This is a genomic window from Pseudoalteromonas sp. 2CM28B, assembly GCF_023161935.1.
The window spans coordinates 69,768-93,928 of the sequence record NZ_JALNTH010000004.1 but is presented as its reverse complement, the minus strand read 5'-3'; the positions used below and the strand labels follow the sequence as shown (position 1 = coordinate 93,928).

Sequence of the window (24,161 nt, the reverse complement as noted above, 5' to 3'; positions counted from 1 at the left end):
CTCAACTATGGCTTAAAGCATATGGCGTACGTCATCAATGTTGCTGATCACGTTGTAAATTTCTTCTATGTGTTTACCGCTTGTCACTGTGGCAACAAACGTTACCGACTCATAATTGCCTTTACTACTTGGCTTTACTTTTGGTGCGTAGTCACCAGGTGCAATAGGTTGTAATTTAGCTAAAATTTGTTCCGTAAGGTTAACGTTTGCTAAACCCATAACTTTAAATGTGAACGGACATGGGTACTCAAGGTACTCATCAAATTTAGTATTTTTAACAGGTTGAACCACGACGGTGACTCCTCAAACAAAAAATGTTGGCTACGTGAGATAATATCAATCCGCAATAAGACTTAATCATTTTGCGGGGCTAAACATGTTGCTACCGGCGTTAAAAAATGCTCATTTAGAACAACTAAATAGCGATTTATTAGCCAAGTTATCAACACGTTTTTCCAGCCTCAAAATAGATTACTTAATTAACCGAATTGGTATAACGCTAAGCGTGACTGGCAGGTTTAGGGTGATCCTGCTTATATGGGGCGCATTCTAGCATTTTTCAAGCAAAAAAAAACGCCTCATAACAGAGGCGCTTCGTTTAACAACCCAACGACTGTTGGGTTATTTTTACGTTTACATAATTTGTAAACGTAAGTAGTCGTAAATTTTGCTAAAGAAGCTTCCTTCTTCCACTTCTTCAAGTGTTACTAGCGGGTATTGTGCAATGTCTTCGCCCTCTAGTTGTAAGAATAACGTACCTACTTTAGTGCCTTTCGCTAATGGTGCTTCAAGCGTGTTGTCTAGCTCAAAGTTAGCTTTAAGGTTTTTATGTTGACCACGTGGAATGGTAATTGGGGTATCTTCTAAAATGCCTAACGATACATTTTCTTTATTACCCATCCAAATACGTTGCTCTGCAAAGCTGTCGCCTGCTTTGTAAGGTGTAATTGTTTCAAAAAAGCGAAATCCGTAGTTAAGTAGTTTTTTGCTTTCTACTTTACGTGCGCGCTCGCTTGATGTGCCCATAACAACCGCAATTAAACGCATGTCGTTTTTAGTCGCAGACGTTACTAAACTATAACCTGCCTCTGATGTGTGACCCGTTTTAATGCCATCAACATCTAGGCTTTCATCCCATAACAAAGAGTTACGGTTATATTGTTTAATGCCGTTGTAAGTAAACGATTTTTGCTTATAAAGTGCGTACTCATCAGGTACATCACGAATAAGTGCAGCGCCTAGGGTCGCCATATCACGTGGGGTAGTGTAATGCTCGTCTGTATCTAAACCGTGGCTATTAATAAAGTGGCTGTTGCTCATGCCTAATTTTGCGGCATGGGCATTCATTAAATCAGCAAATGCGCTTTCGCTACCTGCAATGTGCTCAGCCATGGCTACACACGCATCATTACCAGATTGAATAATAATACCGTGATTAAGCTCATCAACACTTATTTGCTTGCCTACTTCAATAAACATTTTTGACGATTCAGGGAAGTTTTTAGCCCAGGCTTTTTCACTCACTGTAACCATATCGGTTGGTGCAATGTTACCGGCGTTTATTTCTGTACCAATTACATAACTGGTCATCATTTTAGTTAAGCTTGCAGGGGCTAGCTTTGTATCAGCTTCACCTTCAGCAATAACTTTACCTGTTGTAAAGTCTACTAAAAAATAACCTTTTGCATTAATTTGAGGTGGAGCCGGAATAATTTGGGCGCTGGCTGAAAATACGGCGGCTGTGCAAACTAAGCCGCATACACCTTTGAGGATTTTATGTTTAATTGATTTCATCATACTCATTAATGGTTAAAGTTAAAAATTCGCGTTAGTCCATCTTATACCCAAACTACCCCGAGATGCGAGCGTCGTTGGAATTAAAAACAACTTAGACAAGGTATTGATTGTCAATAATAGTCACTCTATTGTTCAAATCAATAACGCAGTATAAATCGTTTTTAAACCACGCTTCAGGGCGTTTCACTAAGGCTGATTTTCTGTGTTGTTATTTTTTAAAAGGGATTCCCATTTAAAAAATAACACCTAGATTTTAAGCCCCAATACAACGCTGAATCCTACATTTTGGCGTGGTTTAGGTATTTGTCTTACTGAGTGTAAAGCAAGAACGCGTTTTGAAATTGGTTTTGTTTTAATTTTTTTAATACGTCTTGTGCATGCTGGGCATCTTTAATCGGGCCCAAATGCAAACGATATATGTTGTCTGCTTTTACTATATTAGTAGGTACTTGATACTGCAGGCGTAATGTAGAAGCTAATGCTTCAATATTGCTAAGCTTACTACCCGCAGCTACCTGTATATATGTTTTACGTGCAGGAATGCTGTCGAGCGTAATCGCCTCTAGCTTAACCTTGGCTGTACCGTGAGTGTAATAGCCTAATTTATAAGCAGCAGCATACGAAAGATCTATTATTCTGTCATCATGAAACGGCCCACGGTCGTTTACACGTACAATTACCGATTTATTGTTGGCAGTATTAGTAACGCGTACAAAGCTTGGCAGGGGTAAGGTTTTATGGGCCGCGCTCATGGCAAACATATCGTAAATTTCACCGTTTGAGGTATGGTAGCCATGAAACTTACGGCCGTACCACGAAGCGATCCCTTCTTCTGTATACCCTTTTTCATCAAGCATTGGCGTATAACGTTTGCCTAATACCTCGTACGGGCGACTTGCACTGGCACTTTTTTTAACATCCACCACAACGGCATCTTGCATCTCAAGTGCGGTTGGCGCGCGTAAAGGTGCGGCATCGTGCTCCATATGATAACGACTATTAGAGCCGCTACTACATGCGCTTAACATAAATATTAAGGCTGAAATAAATAACAGCTGGGTAGGCTTATTCATTATTTTAAAAGCATCCTTTTATCTGTCGCAATTGACATAATAATGCCAAATCCGGCCATTAACGTCACCATAGAGGTGCCGCCATAACTAATAAGGGGTAAAGGTACACCTACAACAGGCAACAAGCCCGATACCATGCCTATATTTACAAAAATATAAACAAAAAAGGTGAGGGTAAGGGCGCCGGCCAATAATTTACCAAACGCATCTTGCGCGTTTACCGCAATGTATAAACCACGGCCGATAATAAATAAGTACAGGCTTAATAAAACACATACACCAAATAAGCCAAACTCTTCACTTAATACCGAAAATATAAAGTCGGTATGGCGCTCTGGTAAAAATTCGAGTTGTGATTGCGTGCCTTGCAACCAGCCTTTACCTTCTATACCACCTGAGCCGATGGCTATTTTGGATTGAATAATATGATACCCCGAGCCAAGCGGATCGCTCTCTGGGTCTAAAAACGTTAATACGCGCTGCTTTTGGTAGTCGTGCATACCGTAGTGCCAAAATGGCCATGCAGCCAGTGCGACAACCGAGCTTAAAAAGCCAATTAAACGCCAGCTTAAACCCGATAAAAACAACACAAATATTCCTGAGCTGGCAATCAAAATTGAGGTGCCTAAGTCGGGCTGTTCTTTAATTAATAAGGTAGGCAGCATCACGATGACAAAGCCAATAATAAGGTGTAATGGGCGTGGCGGAAGTTGGTTTCGGCCAATGTACCAAGCCACCATCATAGGGACCGCCAGCTTCATAAGTTCTGAGGGCTGAAAGCGAGTAATACCTAAATTTAACCAGCGCTGAGCGCCCTTTGAGCTCACGCCAAAGAGCAATACGCCCACCAACATGAGTAACCCAACACAGTAAAGGGGGATCACTAAGCGTTTGAGAGTCGCGGGGGAGAACTGTGCAAGCACTATCATGCCTATAATAGCGCCGCCCATACGGGTGATATGGCGGATCATCATGGCCGAGTCTTGGCCGCTTGCGCTATATACTATGGTGATACTGCCTGCCATCATAAGTAATAAGGCAATTAGTAACGGTAAGTCTAAATGCATGCGCATCCATATCGAGCGCTGGGTGTTTAATACGGTCATTGCACTGTATTCCTAGCAACTTCTATTGGGTTTGCTGCAAAATAGTAATCCATTAGCTCACGTGCAATAGGTGCACCCACAGAGCTTCCGCCACCGGTGTTTTCTACCACAATTGAAACCACAATTTTAGGGTCGTCATACGGAGCAAAACCAATATAAATCGCGTTATCGCGTTGGCGCTCCTTTAGTGATTTCGCATCGTAACGCTCACCTTGGGCAATACTCACTACTTGCGCTGTGCCTGTTTTACCCGCAGGGTCATAATTAGCGCCTTTAAATGCACGGTGTGCCGTTCCTGTTACTTTTTTTACGGTATTGTGCATGGCATCGAGCGCGATACGCCAGTTATCAGGGTTATTAAGTACCACCGGCGGTTTTTCTTCGTTATTAATTTGCGTCACTTGGTCTTCTTTTTTAGCCACTTGTGCTAAATGCGGCGGGTGGTTTATGCCTTTATTAACCAATATGTTAGTCGCGTTAGCAATTTGAATAGGGGTGGCAGTCCAATACCCTTGGCCAATCCCCACTGAAATAGTATCGCCACGCCACCACGACTCTTTAAAGCGGCCTTCTTTCCACTCTTTTGAGGGCAGTATGGCTGTGGTTTCTTCGTGTATGTCTATTCCCGATAAGTCACCAAAGCCAAAGCGGGCCATAAAATTACTAATTTTTGTTATGCCTAAGCGGTACGCCGCATCGTAAAAGTAAGTATCGCACGACTCTTCAATCGCTTTGTAAACATCTACGTGGCCGTGGCCCCAACGTTTCCAATCGCGCCATTTATGTTCAACATTCGGTATTTGAAAAAAACCAGGATCCCACACCGAGGTGCTTTCACTGACAATGTTTTCTTCAAGTGCCAGTATGGCCATATGCGGTTTTACTGTGGAAGCTGGCGCATAGCGCCCTTGAGTAGCACGGTTAATTAGAGGGCGGTCGGGGTTTAGCAGTGCTTTATAATCTTTACTGCTAATACCATGGACAAATAAATTAGGGTCGTAACTCGGGTTTGAATAAAGTGCTAATACGCCGCCATCTTTGGCATCCATTACTACAACCGCGCCGCGCATATCTTTAAGCGCATGTTGGGCTATTTGCTGTAAACCTATATCTAAGGTAAGCACTAAATCACTGCCCGGCTGCGGGGGGGTCATACTTAATGTGCGAATAACACGGCCGCGGTTATTCACCTCAACGCGTTGAGAGCCGACTTGGCCATGCAAAAGCTGCTCGTAATATTTTTCTATGCCAAGCTTACCAATATCGTGCGTAGCGCGGTAATTTGTGGCTTGGTCTTCTTGTTCTAACTTATTAAGTTCTTTGCGGTTTAGTTTTGCAACGTAGCCTAATGCATGGGTTAGCGTATCGCCATATGGGTAAAAGCGTGCAAGGCGCGCCTCAATGCTAAAGCCCGGAAATTTATGCTGATTAACCGCAAATTGGGCCACTTCGGTTTCATCTAAGCGGGCTTTTAGTACTTGCGACTTAAAACGACGCGTATGCTTTATGTCATCAATAAAGTCTTTTTTTTGCTGCTCGGTAATCGTAATTATTTTGCTAACTTGCTCAAGCGATTTAGCTAAATCGTCGACCTCTTCAGGAATAACCTCGAGGTTATAAACGGGTTTGTTTTCAGCAAGCAGTACACCGTTGCGGTCGTAAATGAGGCCACGGTTTGGCGCAATAGGAATTACTTTAATACGGTTATCGTTAGAGCGGGTTTGATAGTCGGTGTGTTCTTCTACCTGAATGGTATAAAGATTAGAAAGCAAAATTGCTACTAAGCCTAAAACAAAAATAAAACCCACAAATGCGCGCCGTGCAAATAAGTTTGCCTCAGCGGAATGGTCGCGTATTGTGGGTCTTTGCTTAATCATAACAAGGCGTTACTCGCGATGATAAGGATGGTTGTTATTTAAGCTCCAGCCTCGGTATAGGCTTTCGGCAACAATAATACGCACTAAAGGGTGCGGTAACGTTAAGTTAGATAACGACCATTTTTGCTCAGAGGCGGCAATGCACTCAGGGGCTAACCCTTCAGGGCCGCCAATAAGCAAACTAACGTCGCGGCCATCGAGCTGCCACTTTTCCATATTTTTAGCAAGCTGGTGAGTATCAAGTGGTTTACCTGTTACCTCTAGGGTAACAATGCGATTGCCTTTTGGAATAGCGGCTAAGGTTTTTTCACCTTCGGTGTGCAAAATGCGTTTTATATCGGCATTTTTACCGCGTTTACCGGCCGGAATTTCTATTAGCTCAAGCGCCATATCTTTAGGAAAACGGCGTTGGTACTCTGCAAATCCGGTTTCTACCCACGCTGGCATTTTTGTGCCAACGGCGATCATTTGTATTTTCACGTAATACTTCCAAGCTCAATTAAAAAATAGTGGCGCTTAGCCCCACAGTTTTTCTAGATCGTAATAGCTACGTGCGTGATCTTGCATCACGTGTACAACTACATCACCTAAATCTACCAGTACCCATTCGCCTTCGTCTTGACCTTCGTAACCTAAAGGTTCTTCGCCAGCGTGGCGAGCTTCTTTTGCTACGTTATCGGCAATTGATTGCACATGACGCTTAGAAGTACCCGAGCACACAACCATGTAATCGGTAATGTCTGAGCTGTCACGTACGTCTAGTTGTACCACGTCGCGTGCTTTCATATCGTCAATTTTGTCTAGTGCAAAGGCAAGTAGTTGTTTCGAATCCAAGGTATTGTCTCAATTTTAAATTTAATAGCGTGCATTTTAACATGCTAGGGGGTTTTAATCATCACTTTGATAAAGCTGGTGTTGCTTAATGTAGTGACTGACAGGTTCGGGTAATAGTTCATTATTTTTATTGGTTTTTTTTAATTGCTCTCGAATAGTGCTTGAGGCAGCATCAAGGGTCTCACCAGGTAAAAAATAAAGCTTACCAAAGTTGTTTGTGGCAAGTTGCTGTGGCGCTTCAGTGTGGGCATTACTGACATAGCTTTTAAGCGCCTTATTTGGGTTACATGTTTGCCCCGGGCGATGATAAACCACTATATGGCATAGCTGTGTAATTGCTTGCCATTCATACCATTTGTCGAGGTTATTAAACGAGTCCATGCCCATTAAAAAAAGAATTGGCGTATCTGGGTGCTCAGCTCTTAGCTCTTGTAAACTTAACAATGAGTAAGAAGGCCCAGTACGATTAAGCTCTCTTAAATCAAGTGCAAAATGAGGGTAAGGGGCAATAGCGGCATTGAGCATATTAATACGGTGCGCTGTACTTATATCTGGCGCAGCTTTGTGCGCGGGAAGTGCACAGGGCATAAAGTACAACGTGGATAAGTTAAATGTATTTACACACTGTGAGGCCATATTTAGATGGCCTAAATGCACGGGGTCGAAGGTGCCGCCAAAAATTGCAATCATGTTAAAAATCTTTAGTTAAGTGCGTGGCAAGGCATTGGAATATCAAGCGGCTGGCAAAACTTAATACAAATATGGGCAAGCGCTTGGTAAGGCGCAATTAAGTTACCTTGTTTGTAGCTTGAATCAAACAGTGCAAGCTCACTGCTTATTTGCTCAAGGGTATTAATATTTAAGCGGTTAATCGCATTTTGCACTGGGCCTTGCTGGTTTTTCCAAATACCATTTTTTTTAAATAACTGTGCGATAGGCTCGCCATTTAAAAGCCCTTGCTGAATAGTGAGCAAACTGGTGAGCTCTTTATTTATAGCCCATAAAATACTCACCACTTCGGTGTTATCGCTGGCCAGTTTATTAAGTACTTTAATTGCTTGCTTGGCGTGGCCATTTAATAGGGCATCACTTAAGTCAAAAATATCAAACTTGGCTTGATTTAATAGCCCTTGCATCACAAGTTGCTGGGTTATTAAGGCATTACCATGCAGTAGCGAGAGCTTTTCGAGCTCCTGGAAACACGCTAACAAATTGCCTTCGGTAGCGTTAATTAAGCTCAATTTTGCTTCGTTTTGCATATTTAGAGAAAGGCGCGCTACTTGTTCATCTAACCAGCGTTTTAAATGATTCCCTGCAAGCGGGTAGCACGGTACAAATACACCGTGTTTATCGAGCGCTTTAAACCAAGCGCCACGTTGTACGTCTTGGCTGGCTTTAGCCCCTTTTACAATTAAAATGGTATCAGGGTTAATTAACTCGACTATTTTTTTGAAGGTATTACTACCTGGGGTGCCAGGTTTTTGTTGGTTTAAATCAAGCTCAATTATAGTGCGCGCACTAAACAAAGACATGCTTTGATATTGAGCTATAATTTCTTGCCAATCAAACCCTTGCATTAGGGTAAATTTAATTACCTCATCAAAGCCTTGGGCTTTTGCTATGTCGCGTATTTGCTGCACACATTGCGCTTCTTGAAACGGTTCTTCACCAAACACTAAATAAAAGGGTTTTAAACCTTTATTTAATTCACTCGGTAACTGATTAGCATAACAGCGCATTATAGTTGCGACAGCTCTCTAACAATACGACCACTGGCTTGCTTACGAATTTCGCTAATAAGCAGCTCAAGCTCTTTTGCTTTTGCAAGTGCGTGATCGGGGTCGTCTTGGTAGTTACGATAAAGCTCAAAGCGCTTTTCTATGGCTTTTTCGCCTGGGCGTTTAACAACATAGCTTACCCCGTAGGCAAGCTCGTATTCAGCCACCTGACCATTTTGAAACAACGATAAGGTTTGGCGCTCAATGCTTTCTTTGCGTAAGTACAGCTGGGCAACATTTTTAGCCGAAGGCGTCAGTTCTACGTTACTGGCTTTAAGCTCTTTTTTAAGGTTTAAAAATAACGATGATTTTTCATCATCACCTTTAAGTGTAAGCGTTTTAAGGTTATCGGGCAGGCTAGAGGCTTTCTTTAAATGAAAGCCACAGCTAGATAACACAAAACACATTAGCACTAAGGCTAATGTGTTTTTAAGGGCGTTAAAGCTAACCATTTAGTTAGCTACCACGTTAAGTAGTTTACCCGGTACGTAAATAATTTTACGAATGGTTGCGCCATCAGTAAATTTAGTTACGTTAGACTCAGCAAACGCAAGTGCTTCTACCTGCTCTTGTGTTGCATCGGCGGCTACAGTTAGCTTAGCGCGTAGTTTGCCATTTACTTGTACGATGATTAATTTTTCATCTTCAACAAGGGCAGACTCGTCTACTTTAGGCCATGCTGCATCTAAAATGTCACCCTCTTTACCAAGCTCTTGCCATAACTGGTGCGATAAATGCGGCGTAATTGGCGCAAGCATAATAAGCAGGGCTTCTAATGCTTCGTTAGCAATAGCAACATCTTGCGTATCGTTTAATGGCGCTTTTAATAACTTATTAGAAAGCTCCATAATGGCAGCAATTGCAGTGTTAAACGTTTGACGACGTTCAATATCATCGCTCACTTTTGCAATGGCTTTGTGTAGCTCACGACGCAGTACTTTTTGTGGGTTACTAAGCGCTGATTTATCAAGTGCTTGGTAGCCAACTGTTTTCACATCTACTGCGTATTTCCAAATACGTTTTAAGAAGCGGTGCGCGCCTTCAACGCCTGAGTCTGACCATTCAAGCGTTTGCTCTGGTGGTGCGGTAAACATCATAAATAAACGCACAGTATCTGCACCGTATTGGGCAATTACTTCTTGTGGGTCTATACCGTTGTTTTTAGACTTAGACATTTTGCTCATGCCCGATGAGAACACAGGTTCACCATCTTCTTTGTGCCATGCTTTAGTTACGCGGCCTTTTTCGTCAGTTTCGGTATTTACATCGCTTGGCGAAATCCATACGTCACCGCCTTTTTCATCTTTACGGTAGAACGTTTCGGCAAGTACCATGCCCTGACAAAGTAAGCGATCGAATGGCTCGTCTGAATTTACTAAACCAAAATCACGTAATAACTTATGGAAAAAACGCGAATACAATAAGTGTAAAATAGCGTGCTCAATACCACCTATGTATTGGTTTACTGGTAACCAATAGTTAGCTGCTGCTGGGTCTAGCATGCCTTCATCGTGACGCGGGCTACAGTAACGTGCGTAGTACCAAGATGACTCCATAAAGGTGTCAAAGGTATCTGTTTCGTGTGTTGCTGGTACGCCATTTACCGTTGCTTTTGCCCATTCTGGGTCTGCTTTGATTGGCGAAGTAACGCCATTCATAACTACATCTTCTGGTAAACGTACTGGCAGCATTTCTTCGGTGGCGGCTAATTCGTTACCGTTTTCGTCGCTCAGCATTGGGATTGGTGAACCCCAGTAACGCTGGCGGCTAACACCCCAGTCACGTAAGCGGAAGTTAACTTTACGCTCACCCACACCCAGTGCTTCTAGTTTGTCGGCAATAGCGTTAAATGCGCCTTCAAAATCAAGGCCATCAAATTCGCCAGAATTAACTAACACGCCTTTTTCAGTGAATGCTTCTTCTTTTAAATTTACTTCAAGCTCTGAGCCTTCAACTGGTGCAATTACTTGTTTTATGTCTAGGCCGTATGCTGTGGCAAATTCATAGTCGCGTTGGTCGTGAGCAGGTACTGCCATCACCGCGCCTGAGCCGTAATGCATTAATACAAAGTTAGCAACCCAAATTGGAACTTGCTCGCCCGTTAATGGGTGAGTCGCGTAAAAGCCTGTTGCAATGCCTTTTTTCTCCATAGTGGCCATGTCTGCTTCGGCAACTTTGGTGTTTTTGCATTCTTCAACAAACATTGCAATTGCATCGCTGTTTTTAGCGGCTTCTTGCGCAATAGGGTGGCCACCGGCAACGGCTAGGTAAGTTACACCCATAAATGTATCTGGACGTGTAGTGTATACGCTAAACTTTTCGTTGTTGTCGGTACGCGTAAACTCAATGTCTAACCCTTCAGAGCGACCAATCCAGTTGCGCTGCATGGTTTTAACTTGCTCAGGCCAGTCTTCTAACTTGTCTAAGTCGTCTAAAAGCTCTTGTGCGTAGTCAGTAATTTTAATAAACCACTGTGGAATTTCTTTTTGCTCAACCACTGCACCAGAGCGCCATCCGCGGCCATCTATAACTTGTTCGTTGGCAAGTACAGTTTGATCAACTGGATCCCAGTTAACCGTTGACATTTTTTTGTACACTAAGCCTTTTTCGTACAGCTTAGTGAAAAACCATTGTTCCCATTTGTAGTATTCTGGGTGACACGTGGCTATTTCACGATCCCAGTCGTAACCAAAGCCTAATTGCTTAAGTTGGTTACGCATGTAATCAATGTTTTCGTATGTCCACTTAGCTGGCGCTGTTTTGTTTTTGATAGCGGCGTTTTCTGCAGGTAAACCAAACGCATCCCAACCCATTGGTTGCATTACGTTTTTGCCTTGCAGGCGCTGGAAACGAGAAACAACATCACCAATTGTGTAATTACGCACATGACCCATATGCAGTCGGCCACTTGGATACGGGAACATAGAAAGGCAGTAATACTTTTCTTTGCTCTCATCTTCGGTGACTTTAAATACCTGGTTTTCTTCCCAGTAACTTTGGACTTTTGACTCTATGTCTTGCGGGTTATATTGCTCTTGCATCTATGATTCCAGACTTCTTGCAAACTAATAAAAAATTGCCGATAGGATACCCCAAATAAAAGCCTAATCACAGCGTATAAGCACGGTTTTGTTAAAATCTCACTTTCAGTGCAGGTTAACCTATACTTATCTATGTTAAAGGCCAACACGCCCTTGATTTTGATGGAGTATAAAATGGCAGATTATAAAACATGGCTTAGCGATTTAACTAATTGGTTAAAAGATGTAAAAGATCACGAAGTAAAAGATGCAATGACCCGATTTGTTGAATCTGAGCAAGCACTTAAAGACCTAGGCAAAGAAAAATACGGACTCTATAAAAGTTATTTGCAGCGCGACATAGAACACGTTCAAGAAAACGAATCGCACTATAATTCGCTTGCATGGCAAGAGCTTAAAGAGTCGTTATGGTATGAGCTTTCACACATAGAGGACAAAACCCAGCTTGAATGGCAGTCTCTTAGTCAAGATTTTAAGCACAATGGGATGTATCACGCAGGCGAATGGATAGCCATGGGCACATTAGTATGTAAGAATTGCACCCATAGTTTTGATATTTATCACGCTACACAAATTACACCGTGCATTGAATGTGATGGTATTTATTTTAGCCGTAAGGCATTACAACCCTAAATATATGTATTAAGTGGCTTGTAGGCCACTTAATACGCCCAAAGCCAGCGAGTATGTTGGTACAAAAAGAAGTTAGAATGACGAAAAAACTGCTGCCATTATCTGTTTCACAGCTCGCACCGAGCATTTCTACTAATCACGTTAGCACGTGTATGAGCAATCCATACCCAGAGCAACTTACCTTTATAGGCCAACAACGCGCCCAAAGTGCGCTCGACTTTTCACTTGGGATGGAGCTGCCAGGCTATAATGTTTATGTAATGGGTGAGGCCGCGCATGGCCGATTTACACTTGTAAAAGACAAACTTAAACAACACGCAAAAGATCGCCCCACACCTAACGAGTGGTTGTATGTTAATAATTACGATGACCACCGCGAGCCAATTGCGCTATTTATGCAAGCAGGGCAAAGCAAGCAGTTAAGCGACGACATAGACTCATTTTTAGATGAAGTACTCGACACCTTTCCGGCAGCGTTTGATAACCCAGCTTATCAACGCAAAAAAAAGTCAATCGAGAGCGAATTTAACGACGCTTACGACAGCGCTATTACCGCAGTAGAAGAAATGGCGCTTGAGCAAAGCGTAGCGCTAATAGAAGAGAAAAACGCCGTAGGTTTTGCGCCTTTAGTTGAAGGCAGGCAGTTAAGCGATAACGAATTTGCCGCCCTAGATGAAGAGCTTCGTGATGAGTTTTTTGAAAAAATAGAAAAACTAGAAGATGCCTTAATTGAAGCGCTGATTGAGCTGCCTCGCTGGAAACGCGAATCAAAAGAAAAACAGCGTAATCTAAAAAAGGCCACAGCCGAGCAAGCTACAAAGCCATTATTAAAAGACTTAGAGCATAAATACGCTGCACATATTGGAGTGCTGCGCTACTTAAAAGATATTCGTGTAGAAATAATTGATGCAGTACTTGAGTGGCTAGACGATGAAGATGAAAGCGAAGAAAGCAAAGAAGACTTTGACCGTAAAGGCATGCTTACCGACTTTTTTGCGCCTAACATTTTAGTTGAATTTAAAGAAGACGATGCCGCACCTGTGGTGTATGAGCCAAACCCAACCTTTGGCAATATATTTGGCAAAATTGAGTATTCAACATCACAAGGCTCGCTTATAACCAGTTACCGCTCTATACAGCCTGGTGCATTGCACCGTGCAAATGGCGGTTACTTAATTATGGATGCCGAAAAAGTAATGGCCAACCCGCAAGTGTGGGATGGCTTAAAGCTTTCGCTTAAAACGCACCAAATTAAAAACGACCTACCATATCAAGACAGCTCAGTAGGCAGCAGCTTTACACTGCGCCCGCAATTAATTCCTCTTGATGTAAAAATTATTTTATTAGGCTCGCGCGATTTGTATTACACCATAGGTGAGTACGATGAAGAATTTGCAGAGCTATTTAGAGTACTTGCCGACTTTGATTACTATTTACCAAGTAGCGATAAGCTTCAGTACCAATTTATTACTAAAGTAAGTGAGTACTGCCAGCAAACGTTAAAGTGCACAACCACAGAGGCCGCCATGGTGCGGTTACTTAAATTTAGCTACCGCCAAGCAGAGCACCATAATAAATTATCGGCGCGCTTTGCCGATGTGCTTGAACTGGTGGCTGAGGCCAGCTTTTACGCCAAGCAAGATAAGCAAACACTGATTGATGCGCATCATATTGATGAAGCCATTGAAGGTAAGCAGTACCGCACCGGCCAAATAAGTGAAAATATGCTAAGCGACATAAAAGAAGGCCACACGCTTATTGCCACACAAGGTCAAGCCATTGGTAAAGTAAACGGCTTAACAGTGTTGCACATTGGCGATACGTCGTTTGGTACACCCGCACGCATAACCGCCACCGTATATGCCGGCGCCGATGGTGTAATAGATGTTGAGCGTGAAGCCGAGCTAGGTAAAGCAATTCACTCAAAAGGTGTAATGCTACTTACCGGTTATTTAGGTAACAAATACGCCCAGCACTTTAGTTTAACGCTAAGTGCTAACATAGCTATAGAGCAAAGCTACGGGTATATAGATGGCGATAGCGCCTCACTTGCTGAGTTATGTGCGCTTATATCGGCTATTACCAGTTTGCCTATTAGCCAGTCTATTGCCCTTACAGGCTCTATTAACCAACACGGTGATGTGCAAGCCATTGGCGGCGTAAACGAAAAAATAGAAGGCTTTTTTAAGCTGTGTAAAATGCGCGGCTTAACAGGCGAGCAAGGCGTTATTATTCCAAAATCTAACCAAGTTAACTTAGTACTTGATGATGAAATACTTGAAGCGGTTGAACGCGGTAAATTTAATATTTACGCAGTAGAAACTGTAGACCAAGCACTTAACTTATTAATGGATATTGATGCAGGCGATATTATTGACGGCGAATACCCAGAGGATTCTGTTAATGGTATTGCTTTAGCACGCTTAAAAGATATAGCCGACATAGTTAATGGCGATAGCGAAGAAGATAAAGAAGCCGATGAAGATGAGGAAAAACACTAAATGATCAATATAATTTTAGCGGTGATCATCGCTATATTTTGTTTTTTAATTTTTCAAAATAGTAAAAAAGCAAAGCAACAAGCTGGCATTAACGCGCAAATTGAAGCCGACTACCTTGTCGCTAACGCAAAAGTTGAGGGCGTAATAGAAACCGCCTCAGGCTTACAGTACAAAGTGCTGCACAAAGGTGAAAGCGAAAATACACCTAACCCTACTAGTAAAGTAAACGTGCATTACCACGGCACGTTAATAGATGGCACCGTATTTGACAGCTCAGTAGAGCGTAAAACGCCAATAAGCTTTGGTTTAAATCAGGTTATTAAAGGCTGGACCGAAGGCTTACAACTTATGAGCCCAGGCGATAAGTACATATTTTATGTACCGCACCAATTAGCCTATGGCGAAAAGCGAGTGGGCAGTATTCCACCTGCATCACTGCTTATTTTTGAAGTAGAGCTTTTGGCTATTGAGTCTTAATACACGCGTAAAAAAGTGTTATTAACTTTATAAAAAACCCGTTAGCTAACGGGTTTTTTATTGCGTGTTTTTTTAAGTTATTTAAGTTATTTAATATTAAAACCAATTCGCTTAATTAAGTATTACTGCGGTTTGGTATAACTTTAATTATTTGGCCACCGCTGCCATAGAAAGCTTATTAAGCACCACAGCTATTTTATTAAGTACTTCTTCGCAGCCTTTTATATTGTGGCGTTCTTGTAAATAAGTGGGGCTGTTATAGGTAAGCCAAACTTGGCCATTGTTGTCTTGAGATATATGTACTTTTTGCGGTAAATCTATCGCCACACTTTGCTGGCACTGCATTAACGGTGTGCCTACCTTTGGATTACCAAAAATAATCACTTCACTTGGGGCCAATTCCATATCAACATTTTGAGCGTTTTTTTGATGATCTACCCGCGCAAAAATGGTTATACCTTTGTTACTGGCTATTTTTTCAAAACGGTTAGCCGTTTCTTGAACAGAATAATTACTTTGAAAACGTACTAAGCTGTCATTCGCACTCGCCACGGCCGTGGCCGAGAGTAAAATAACCCCTAAAAATAGTCGGTTTAACATGGTTTGCTCCTCATAAAAAGGCTGATACCAATTCGCTTAATTAAGTGGTTTATTTTGATGCTAGAAAAACGTGTTGATAGCTAGGCAAAAAATTCGCTATTTAGTCGTTCTCGGCAATTGCTCCTGCATTGCGCTAACTTCTGCATCCATGCAGTCGTAAAAGAGAATTTTTAACGCAAGTAGCGACACGTTTAGCCCCACAAAATGATTAAGTATTAATGCGAATTGCTATTATAAAGCGTATGAAAATACACACTATCTGAGTTCCTTATTTGGTTCAACACTGCGCAAAGGGAATATGTATAAAACGTGAGCATAAAAGTCTTTAAGTACCTATTTTAGTTGCGATTAATTCGAAATATAAGGATGAATATGAAATTATTTGCATTGCATATAGTAATGATAGTCGTTATCATTCGCGGTGTTTTATACACCTCTTTTCAGGATCAACATGTTTAACCAAAAATACTTGGCGCTTAGTATTGCTGCGTCTTTTTCTGCTTTTTCTAATGTGGCATTTGCCGAGCAAAATAACGAGATTGAAACAATAGAAGTAACAGGCCGCGCTCAGCAGTTTTACCTAGAAACCGAAAGTAAAATTGGGACTAAAACGGATTTAGATCTTATTAAATTACCGCAATCTGCGCAGGTATTAACCGAGCAGCTTATTATTGACCAAGCCGCGCGCGATATTACCGATTTATACCGCTCAATAGCCGGGGTAAGTGAGTACAGTTATTCGGGTGTTACTTTTCGCGGATTTAGAGACGATGCCAATGTATTTTACGATGGCGTACGCGGCGACCCGTACTCGGGCTTTGGTGTACCCCAATTATTTAATGTAGCACGTGTAGAAGTATTAAAAGGCCCTGCCTCTGCGTTATATGGTGGCGGTGAGCCAGGCGGTATGATCAACTACGTGACTAAAAAGCCAAGTTATACGCAAACTAAAGAGCTAAAACTAACGCTTGGTAATTACAACACACATGGTGCCTCACTTGATATGACCGGCGGTTTAACCGACACCATGGCATACAGAGTAGGTGGTTATTACGAAGAGCAAGACAGCTTTCGTAATAATGCAGATTCAAAAAACAGTGAGTTTACCGCTGGTTTATTATTTGATTTAACCGATTCAACCACACTAACCACCACAGTTGATTACATTAAACAAGACTTAGGCGGTAACCGTTTACGTGGTGTACCGGTAGATGACAATGGTAACTTTTTAGTTGACCCTAGTTACAACGCAAATGAAGCATTTGACTACCAAGACATGGAAGCGTTAGTGCTGCAAGCCGAGTTAAAGCATTACTTTAATGATGATTTTTCTGTAAGTAGCACACTGCGTTACATGGATAACAAACGCGACCAAGCCTACCATGAGTCGCAAAGCTGGGTAGATGTAAACGGCGATGGTGAAGCTAACATTGATGACGAAACCATTAAACGCGAATACCGAAAGCAATACCGCGCCAACGAAGAAACAAGCTTAACCACCGACTTTGTTTATAGCTTTGAGCAAGGCCAATTAGCACACCAAGTATTATTTGGTGGCGACTACCACATAGTTGATACCGAGTACGATTACTTACGCGCCCGTTATGAAGCGGACGGCGTGGCTAACTTAAACATATTTGACTTAAATTACGGCGAAACCGACCCAAGTACTTATAACCTTACCGACATGAACCGCGATGGTGTTGAAACCGACCGTTTTGGCGTTTACGTACAAGATGTTGTAAGCATTAACGAGCAATGGACCGTGATTGCCGGCCTGCGTTACGACTATTTTAAAGAGCTAAATAAAGAAACCGGTTACAGTTACTCAGATAACGATGTAACACCGCGCGTGGCCGTTACATACCAACCTGTTGAAAATACCTCGTTATACATAAACTACTCAGAAAGCTTTAACCCAGCATCATCGGGTGACCAAGAAGATGTAGAAGGCGAGGGCAGCTTAACGCCAGAAACCGGTAAACAAACCGAAATTGGTATGAAAAACCAATGGCTAGATGGCAAAATTATGAGCACCTTTGCTATTTACCAAATTAATAAAGAAAACGTAGTAATGAGTAACCCCGACGACACGGGCGCGGGTGACGGCATTGCAGCACTTTTAAATATTGGTGAGGTAGAAAGCCGCGGATTTGAAACAACGCTGGTGGGCGATTTAACCGAGCACTGGACGCTAACCGCTAACTACGCCTACAACGATACACTAGTTGTTGAAGGTGTAACCGGCGATACTATTTCAAGCACCTACGGTGATGGCTCTCGCTTTGCTAATGCGCCGCGCCACCAAGCTGGTTTATGGTCGCGTTTTGCGCTTGATAGCATCGACTCGTCTATAGCATTTGGCGCAAATTACGTAAGCGAGCAAATAAGCCAAGATGGCCAAAAAGTTAAACCCTTTACTGTATTTGATATGAGCTGGACTTCTCGCTTTGACGATGTGTTATTAAGCGTAAATATTAATAATATATTTGATAAAGAATACGCAGTAAGTGGCTTTAGTGAGCGTAACGGTCATTTCCCGGGCAGCCCACGAGAAATAGTAGGCCAAGTAACCTATAAATTTTAAAGCAATTTAAGCGCGAGCTTATCTCGCGCTTATTTTTTATCGCTATTAAAATTAGCGGCTTCTTGCGCTGTGTTAATAGCTGTAATAGGGAAGGGGATCACAATACCTTCTTGGTTATAGCGTTTGTGTAGCGCTTTAATAAAAGCAGATTTAACCCAAAACCGATTAAAGTACTCTTTTGCGCGCAGCATTACGGTAAAATTAATGCTTGAGTTATCAAAGGTGTGATACACCACAAAGGTATTGTAATCATCAACCCCCCATTCATGGTCAATCAGTACTTGGCGCGCAACTTCTAGCGTTACTTGCTCTACAAATTCTAGGTCTGAGCTGTAGTGAACGCTTACATCAACAGGTACGCTCAGTTCTTTTTCGGGGTAAAAGTAATTAATAACACGCGATTTAGAAAGCTGACTATTAGGAATAATAATCATATTATTTGGCAGCATTTTAACCCACGTAGAGCGCCAACCAATTTTCTCTACAAAGCCTTGCTCCTTTGACTCAAGCTCAATAAAATCCCCCACCCGTATGGGTTTATCTATAACAAGTTGTACGCCCGAAAAAAAGTTTTCAAGGGTGGGTTGCAGGGCAAGTGCCACCGCTAATGACGTAATACCTAACGAGGCAATTATAGGCGTAATAGAAATACCCAAGGTGCCTAACAGCACTAAAGCCCCGACCGATAAAACGCTTACCCTAATAATGCCTTTAATAATACTTTGCGAATTAAAAATTACCGCCGACTCTTTGCTGTAGTAATTAATGGTGCCCACAAAAAAGCGGTCAAAAAATAAAATAATAGCCACTAAGCCCAAAATAATATTAATGGTCGAAAACGAAATATAGCTCGCAACCGGCTCGCCTTGTATTAACAACCCTTGCTCTATAATGGTGAGTAGCACAATAATTGTGCAAAGGGTGAGCGGTTTAGAGATAGAGGCGATAAGTAAGCTATCGAATATAAATTTAGTGTGAGAGGTCCACTTTTTAAGCCAGTACATTATAAAAAAGCGGATGCAAAACAAAGCTATAGTTATAGAAACTAAACAAATAGCAATAACAACCCAAGGTTGCTCTGTTAGGTTGTAAAAAGTAGTAGCAGACATTACTTACCTCTCTTTTATAAACTTAAAAGAGTAAGCAGCAAGTTATGTACCTATATGAATAGTTAGCCAAGGCAAGTAAGTTGAGGCTATTTAAATAGCGTTAAACTGGCAAGCTAATACCTGCCAGTTTAAATGAAGGACTAAGGCCGTATATCTTCCGAGGTTAAATTTATACTTTTTTAGCTATCCACATACCGCCAAGTACGGCTGCAAAAAATAACCAAAATTCCATTTTAAGTGAAGTAAGTTGCACAAGGCCAGGGCCTGGGCATATGCCGCTTAATCCCCAGCCTAAACCAAACAGTACAGAGCCAGTGATTAGCCGAGGGCTAATGTTTTTAACATCACTTAAAGTAAACGCTTCACCAAGCAGTGGTTTATCTTTTTTGGCAACCCAAAACCACGCCAGCATCATTATTCCCATAGCCACAGCCATTACAATAATTAAACTGCCATCCCATTGGTTTTGAAAATTTAAAAAGTTAAGTACTTTGTCGGGGTTTGTCATACCACTAATGATAAGCCCTAAACCAAATATAAATCCTAAAATAACATGAATTACTGCTGTCATTTTTTTACCCTACTAGGTTTGCTGTAATTATAGCCACGGCCATAAATGTACATGTTGAAACCCACGAACGGGTAGAAAAACGCGACATGCCACATACGCCATGGCCACTTGTACAGCCATTAGCTAATGAGGTGCCCATACCGACAAGTAGCCCAGCTATAACTATAAGCACAGGCGATAAGCTCAGCTCACCTTCTAATAAAGACGGCGCAAATATACGCACCGCAATACCGGCTAATAATAACCCTACAATAAAGTATAGTTTCCAACGCGACTCAGCCGTTTGCTTATTAAAAACAGATTTAACAATGCCTGATATACCGGCTATTTTTCCGTATAAAACCAGTAATAGTGCGCACGCTATTCCTATTAAAGCACCCCCTATAGCTGCCGCTATTGGCGTAAACTCTGTAACCATTTTATATTCCCCAAACAACCGACACACCTAGGCCTGATTGCTCCATTTCAATTGATACTTGTTGGTTTGGCGCTAAGTAGTTAGCACCCGATACTTTTTTAGCTGGCGAGTAAAAAGCCATTGCATTCAATTGTACCGTGTTACTAATAGAATGGCTAAACCCCGTAGTAAAATGCCATTCTTGCACACCTGGCGCTAAAATATTAAGTAAAACGTTTGATGAAGGAATAGGTTGCTCTGTATACGAAATACCAAAGCGAATTTTTTGTTTTGCTGTACGCTGCCACTGATAGCCAAGTTTATAAATGGTCATATCGTCCCAACCAAAACCTGCGCCTGCATCGGCACCTAGTGGAGCCGACATTAAATTATCAATCGGGTTAGCAATGCTGTTTACTTCACTGTAATTAATTTTTTGCCAATCAAATACAAGCTGGTTGTTTGGCGTAATTTTATAAGCTGCGCCAATTTGAAGCGAACTAGGTAAATCAAATCCACCTTGCTCTGCAAACAAACCTTTATAGCTATCAAACTCTTGCATAGATACTGATGAGCGGTAACTTGCTCCCAAGCTTAATGACGAGTTTATATCTTGGCTAATACCTAATTGAATACCTAAGCCTGTGCTGGTGTCGGTACCATTATTGGTAAGGGCTTGGGGCGATTGCGAAAAAGGCGCAAAGTTTCCAAGGCCTGTAGCTTTAAACTGCTGCACTGCATAAATTGGTGATACACCAAGGCGTATTTGCTCGTTAAGTTTGTAGCTTATTGTTGGGCTAATAAACATTTGCTTTAAATCAACACCCGTAGTGCCAGCATAAAATGTGCCTTCAGGCTCTGAATCGGCGCTGTAGTCGGTGTTCATACCGCCATTACCATAAACTAATAAGCCAATACTTACTTTGTCATTAAGCTGGTGGCCAATAGCAAATTCAGGAATAGCAAATAAAGTGTTATCACTTTTTTGGGTTTTTGCTTGCAGGTAAAATGCGTCAGGGTAAAAGGTATCTACATCGGATGCTGAGTATTTTCGAACAGGCGAAAAAAGCTCCAAGCCCACAGATAATTGCGTGCCATTTGCTAAAAAGGTAGCAGGGTTATTAGCGCCAGACATTAACTCTTCAGATAGCGCAACACCCGCACCCGCCATGCCTTTGTGGGTCATGCCATAACCATGAGTAAAATACCCATTGGTAGCAAATGCGTTAAACGAACCTAAAGTAAGGGTTAGGGCCAAACCAGATACTAACTTATTTTTCATTTTGATAGACATACGTAGTGGGAAAACGCGGACAATAGCTAATTTTCTATATTCAAAAAAGGAATTTAAATCGATTACTTATAGTAAAAAGGAATACTGAACGAGAGGGGTAAGCCAATGTTTAGTGCAATAATTATTAGATGGTTTAATACTGATATTAAATCAATCATTTACCTAAAAAACACAAAGCGGTGAAAAGGGTTCACCGCTTTCAGGACTAATTACATAGACTCAAGTGTTTTACCACGGGTTTCTGTAATGTATTTAGCCACAAAAAATATGCTAATAAGTGCCGATAAAGCATAAAAGCCGTACGCACCTGCAAGGCCAATTTTAGCCAGCATAATAGGGAAGGTCATGGTAATGGCAAAGTTAGCAATCCACTGCGCGCTTGCAGCAACAGCAAGCGCTGCACCGCGAATACGGTTATTAAACATTTCGCCTAATAACACCCACACAACGGGGCCCCAACTTAAACCAAAAAATACCACAAATAAGTTAGCCATAATAAGCGCAAACGTACCCATGTTATCGCTAAGTGCAAGCTTGCCTGCTTCATCAAGGCCTGCGCTGCCAAATATATAAGTAAGCGCGCTTAAGCTGATAAACATACCAATACTGCCTACTAATAGCAGTGGCTTACGGCCAATTTTGTCAACAAGGGCAATAGCAATAAAGGTCGATACAATATTAGTCGTCCCCGCTAATACATTTATAAATAACGATTGCGACTCGTCAAACCCTGCGGCTTGCCAAAGCTCAGAGCCGTAATAAAACACCACGTTAATACCTACAAATTGCTGAAACACACTCAGCGCAACACCTGCCCATACAATCGGGTGTACTTTTTTACTGCCATCAATAAATAAGTCGCGAATACTTGGCTTTTTATCGCTACGTAAGGAGCTTTTAACATCACTTATTTGTGCAGCAACGTTGTCGTTCGAAATTTTACTAAATACTGTTTTTGCATCGTCCACTTTACCTTGCGCCACTAAATAACGAGGCGACTCAGGAATAAACAACACCCCCACTAAAAACAGTATTGCAGGCACAAGCTCAGCCCAAAACATCCAGCGCCAAGCGGCTATATCAAGCATTAAAATATTTTGCGCACTACCAGCTGCATCAGCAATTAAATAATTACTTAAAAACGCAGCAAATAAACCCAATACAATAGCGAGCTGTTGTAATGTAGCTAAACGACCACGAAGGGTAGGTGGCGCAACCTCTGCAATATAAGCTGGCGCCAATACCGATGCAGCACCAATACCTAAGCCACCAAATAAGCGGTAAAAAATAAACTCGGCCGAGCTTTCGCTAATGCCTGAGCCAAACGCACTAATGGCAAAAATAATCGCGGTGATGATCATAATTGCACGCCGGCCAAACTTATCAGCCAGCGGCCCCGCAGCAAGTGCACCTAAGGCACAGCCAAGTAATACAGACGCTACGTTAAAGCCCGTAGCTACACTGCTTGAATTAAACGCATTACCGAGTGCCGACACCGTGCCGTTAATAACACCCGAGTCAAAACCAAATAAAAAGCCACCAATAGCAGCCACGGCCGATATAAATATTACGTAACAAAGAGAGGTGTTTTCAGCTGTGTTGGCTGCGTGGGAAGGCGGTGTGTACGTTGTCATTATATGCCCTGAAAGTTAATTTAAATTTAAAGGAGCATAATATCGTAAAGCGTTATGGCTGAATACATTTGTGCAGGTATAACGATTTAGCGGGTTTAAATTGAGCTGTATTCTAAAGGTTTTAGCTTAGAGGTATTAATTTAAAGGTATTAGCTTAAAGGCGTTAGTTTAAAGGCTTTAAAATTAAGAAACCGACTTTTAAATAACACAGGCTGAATTCAATAAGTAATGTGCGTTGTGTAGGAAGTAGCTGTTTTGTCCAATATTGCTGATCTCTACAATTATGTGTTTTCGCAATTATAAAACCTGATTTTAAGTTATGTAATTGTTTACATGTGGTTATATGGTGGTTAAGGTAAATGCATTGAATTTTGGGACGCTTGTCGATTTATAAAGCGACAAATGTTGTAGATTAAGTTGTTAGCTTTTTCATCAACATAGGAGTTGAATTTTAAATGTTGAAAATATACCCTTTTGGAGTATACTTTGATTTATAAGACTAAAGATTTTAGTTCTTTGACTAAAAAAGAAAGCTTATCTGATGATGATCTTATTATTGCTTGCAGAGAAATGAATAATGGTCTTTATGATGCGGATTTAGGTGGAAATGTATATAAAAAGAGAATTGCATCAAGTAATAAAGGAAAGAGTGGTGGTTATCGTACAATAATAGGTGCCGCTATTGGAAGTAAGTACTTTTTTCTCTATGCTTTCGCTAAAAGTACCAGAGCTAACATTAATGCTAAAGAAAAATTAGCGTTAAAAGAATTAGCTAAAGAGTTTCTTGATTTTGATCAAGATGAATTAGACGAGCTTGTCCAAACTGGAGAGCTAATAGTAGTAGGTGAATAA

Annotated in this window: 22 protein-coding genes; 5 read left to right on the top strand and 17 right to left on the bottom strand. The window is 41.6% G+C overall.

From position 1 onward, the window contains the following. Window positions 1-12: 12 nt before the first annotated feature. From ybeD to leuS, 11 genes are all read right to left on the bottom strand, one after another. Window positions 13-291, bottom strand: a complete 279-nt coding sequence (gene ybeD, locus MTN96_RS07160) for a DUF493 family protein YbeD (RefSeq protein ID WP_024033764.1) — start codon at window positions 289-291, stop codon at window positions 13-15. Between the two features lie 342 nt (window positions 292-633). Further along, window positions 634-1,794, bottom strand: a complete 1,161-nt coding sequence (locus MTN96_RS07155; protein WP_004585914.1) for a serine hydrolase — start codon at window positions 1,792-1,794, stop codon at window positions 634-636. Window positions 1,795-2,105: 311 nt separating this feature from the next. Next, on the bottom strand, window positions 2,106-2,870 hold the full coding sequence (locus tag MTN96_RS07150) for a septal ring lytic transglycosylase RlpA family protein (RefSeq protein ID WP_248531097.1): 765 nt from the start codon (window positions 2,868-2,870) through the stop codon (window positions 2,106-2,108). Then, on the bottom strand, window positions 2,870-3,976 hold the full coding sequence (gene rodA / locus MTN96_RS07145) for a rod shape-determining protein RodA (protein ID WP_004585916.1): 1,107 nt from the start codon (window positions 3,974-3,976) through the stop codon (window positions 2,870-2,872). Before rodA ends, MTN96_RS07150 begins: the two co-directional genes overlap by 1 nt. Next, window positions 3,973-5,853, bottom strand: a complete 1,881-nt coding sequence (gene mrdA / locus MTN96_RS07140) for a penicillin-binding protein 2 (RefSeq protein ID WP_248531096.1) — start codon at window positions 5,851-5,853, stop codon at window positions 3,973-3,975. Before mrdA ends, rodA begins: the two co-directional genes overlap by 4 nt. A gap of 9 nt (window positions 5,854-5,862) precedes the next feature. Beyond that, complete coding sequence (gene rlmH, locus MTN96_RS07135) at window positions 5,863-6,333, bottom strand: 23S rRNA (pseudouridine(1915)-N(3))-methyltransferase RlmH (RefSeq protein ID WP_004585918.1); 471 nt, start codon at window positions 6,331-6,333, stop codon at window positions 5,863-5,865. Window positions 6,334-6,369: 36 nt separating this feature from the next. Beyond that, on the bottom strand, window positions 6,370-6,687 hold the full coding sequence (rsfS, locus tag MTN96_RS07130) for a ribosome silencing factor (protein WP_024033760.1): 318 nt from the start codon (window positions 6,685-6,687) through the stop codon (window positions 6,370-6,372). Between the two features lie 54 nt (window positions 6,688-6,741). Next, window positions 6,742-7,377, bottom strand: a complete 636-nt coding sequence (gene nadD, locus MTN96_RS07125) for a nicotinate-nucleotide adenylyltransferase (protein ID WP_248531095.1) — start codon at window positions 7,375-7,377, stop codon at window positions 6,742-6,744. A gap of 11 nt (window positions 7,378-7,388) precedes the next feature. Continuing rightward, on the bottom strand, window positions 7,389-8,426 hold the full coding sequence (gene holA, locus MTN96_RS07120) for a DNA polymerase III subunit delta (protein WP_248531094.1): 1,038 nt from the start codon (window positions 8,424-8,426) through the stop codon (window positions 7,389-7,391). Further along, window positions 8,426-8,917, bottom strand: coding sequence for an LPS assembly lipoprotein LptE (gene lptE / locus MTN96_RS07115; protein ID WP_248531093.1), 492 nt, complete (start codon window positions 8,915-8,917; stop codon window positions 8,426-8,428). Before lptE ends, holA begins: the two co-directional genes overlap by 1 nt. After that, the gene (leuS, locus tag MTN96_RS07110) at window positions 8,918-11,506 is read right to left on the bottom strand and encodes a leucine--tRNA ligase (RefSeq protein WP_029772179.1); all 2,589 of its coding nucleotides are present in this window, start codon (window positions 11,504-11,506) and stop codon (window positions 8,918-8,920) included. It abuts the gene before it with no gap. Window positions 11,507-11,680: 174 nt separating this feature from the next. On the opposite strand from leuS, the gene MTN96_RS07105 reads away from it, so the two are divergent. From MTN96_RS07105 to MTN96_RS07095, 3 genes are all read left to right on the top strand, one after another. Next, window positions 11,681-12,139 (top strand): hypothetical protein, encoded by a 459-nt coding sequence (locus MTN96_RS07105; protein ID WP_004585924.1) that lies wholly within the window; start codon window positions 11,681-11,683, stop codon window positions 12,137-12,139. A 77-nt stretch (window positions 12,140-12,216) separates the two neighbouring features. Continuing rightward, on the top strand, window positions 12,217-14,640 hold the full coding sequence (locus tag MTN96_RS07100) for a Lon protease family protein (RefSeq protein ID WP_241232299.1): 2,424 nt from the start codon (window positions 12,217-12,219) through the stop codon (window positions 14,638-14,640). Beyond that, a complete protein-coding gene (locus tag MTN96_RS07095; protein ID WP_029772177.1) occupies window positions 14,641-15,117 on the top strand; it encodes an FKBP-type peptidyl-prolyl cis-trans isomerase in 477 nt (158 codons plus the stop codon). Between the two features lie 147 nt (window positions 15,118-15,264). Here MTN96_RS07095 and MTN96_RS07090 read toward each other — a convergent pair whose 3' ends face one another. Next, window positions 15,265-15,717 (bottom strand): DUF302 domain-containing protein, encoded by a 453-nt coding sequence (locus tag MTN96_RS07090; protein ID WP_029772176.1) that lies wholly within the window; start codon window positions 15,715-15,717, stop codon window positions 15,265-15,267. 451 nt (window positions 15,718-16,168) lie between these two features. On the opposite strand from MTN96_RS07090, the gene MTN96_RS07085 reads away from it, so the two are divergent. Continuing rightward, window positions 16,169-18,304: a TonB-dependent siderophore receptor gene (locus MTN96_RS07085; RefSeq protein ID WP_248531092.1), complete on the top strand. Its 2,136-nt coding sequence runs from the start codon at window positions 16,169-16,171 to the stop codon at window positions 18,302-18,304. Between the two features lie 29 nt (window positions 18,305-18,333). Here MTN96_RS07085 and MTN96_RS07080 read toward each other — a convergent pair whose 3' ends face one another. From MTN96_RS07080 to MTN96_RS07060, 5 genes are all read right to left on the bottom strand, one after another. Further along, complete coding sequence (locus MTN96_RS07080; RefSeq protein WP_248531091.1) at window positions 18,334-19,413, bottom strand: mechanosensitive ion channel family protein; 1,080 nt, start codon at window positions 19,411-19,413, stop codon at window positions 18,334-18,336. A 169-nt stretch (window positions 19,414-19,582) separates the two neighbouring features. Further along, the gene (locus MTN96_RS07075; protein WP_248531090.1) at window positions 19,583-19,984 is read right to left on the bottom strand and encodes a DUF6691 family protein; all 402 of its coding nucleotides are present in this window, start codon (window positions 19,982-19,984) and stop codon (window positions 19,583-19,585) included. Between the two features lie 4 nt (window positions 19,985-19,988). Then, entirely contained in the window at window positions 19,989-20,402 is a 414-nt protein-coding gene (locus MTN96_RS07070; RefSeq protein ID WP_096042003.1) for a YeeE/YedE family protein, read from the bottom strand. A 1-nt stretch (window position 20,403) separates the two neighbouring features. Next, window positions 20,404-21,663: an OmpP1/FadL family transporter gene (locus tag MTN96_RS07065; protein ID WP_096740395.1), complete on the bottom strand. Its 1,260-nt coding sequence runs from the start codon at window positions 21,661-21,663 to the stop codon at window positions 20,404-20,406. Between the two features lie 221 nt (window positions 21,664-21,884). Further along, a complete protein-coding gene (locus tag MTN96_RS07060; RefSeq protein WP_248531089.1) occupies window positions 21,885-23,309 on the bottom strand; it encodes a sugar porter family MFS transporter in 1,425 nt (474 codons plus the stop codon). A gap of 486 nt (window positions 23,310-23,795) precedes the next feature. Here MTN96_RS07060 and MTN96_RS07055 point away from each other — a divergent pair, with 486 nt between their 5' ends. Next, window positions 23,796-24,161: a type II toxin-antitoxin system RelE/ParE family toxin gene (locus tag MTN96_RS07055; protein WP_232510930.1), complete on the top strand. Its 366-nt coding sequence runs from the start codon at window positions 23,796-23,798 to the stop codon at window positions 24,159-24,161.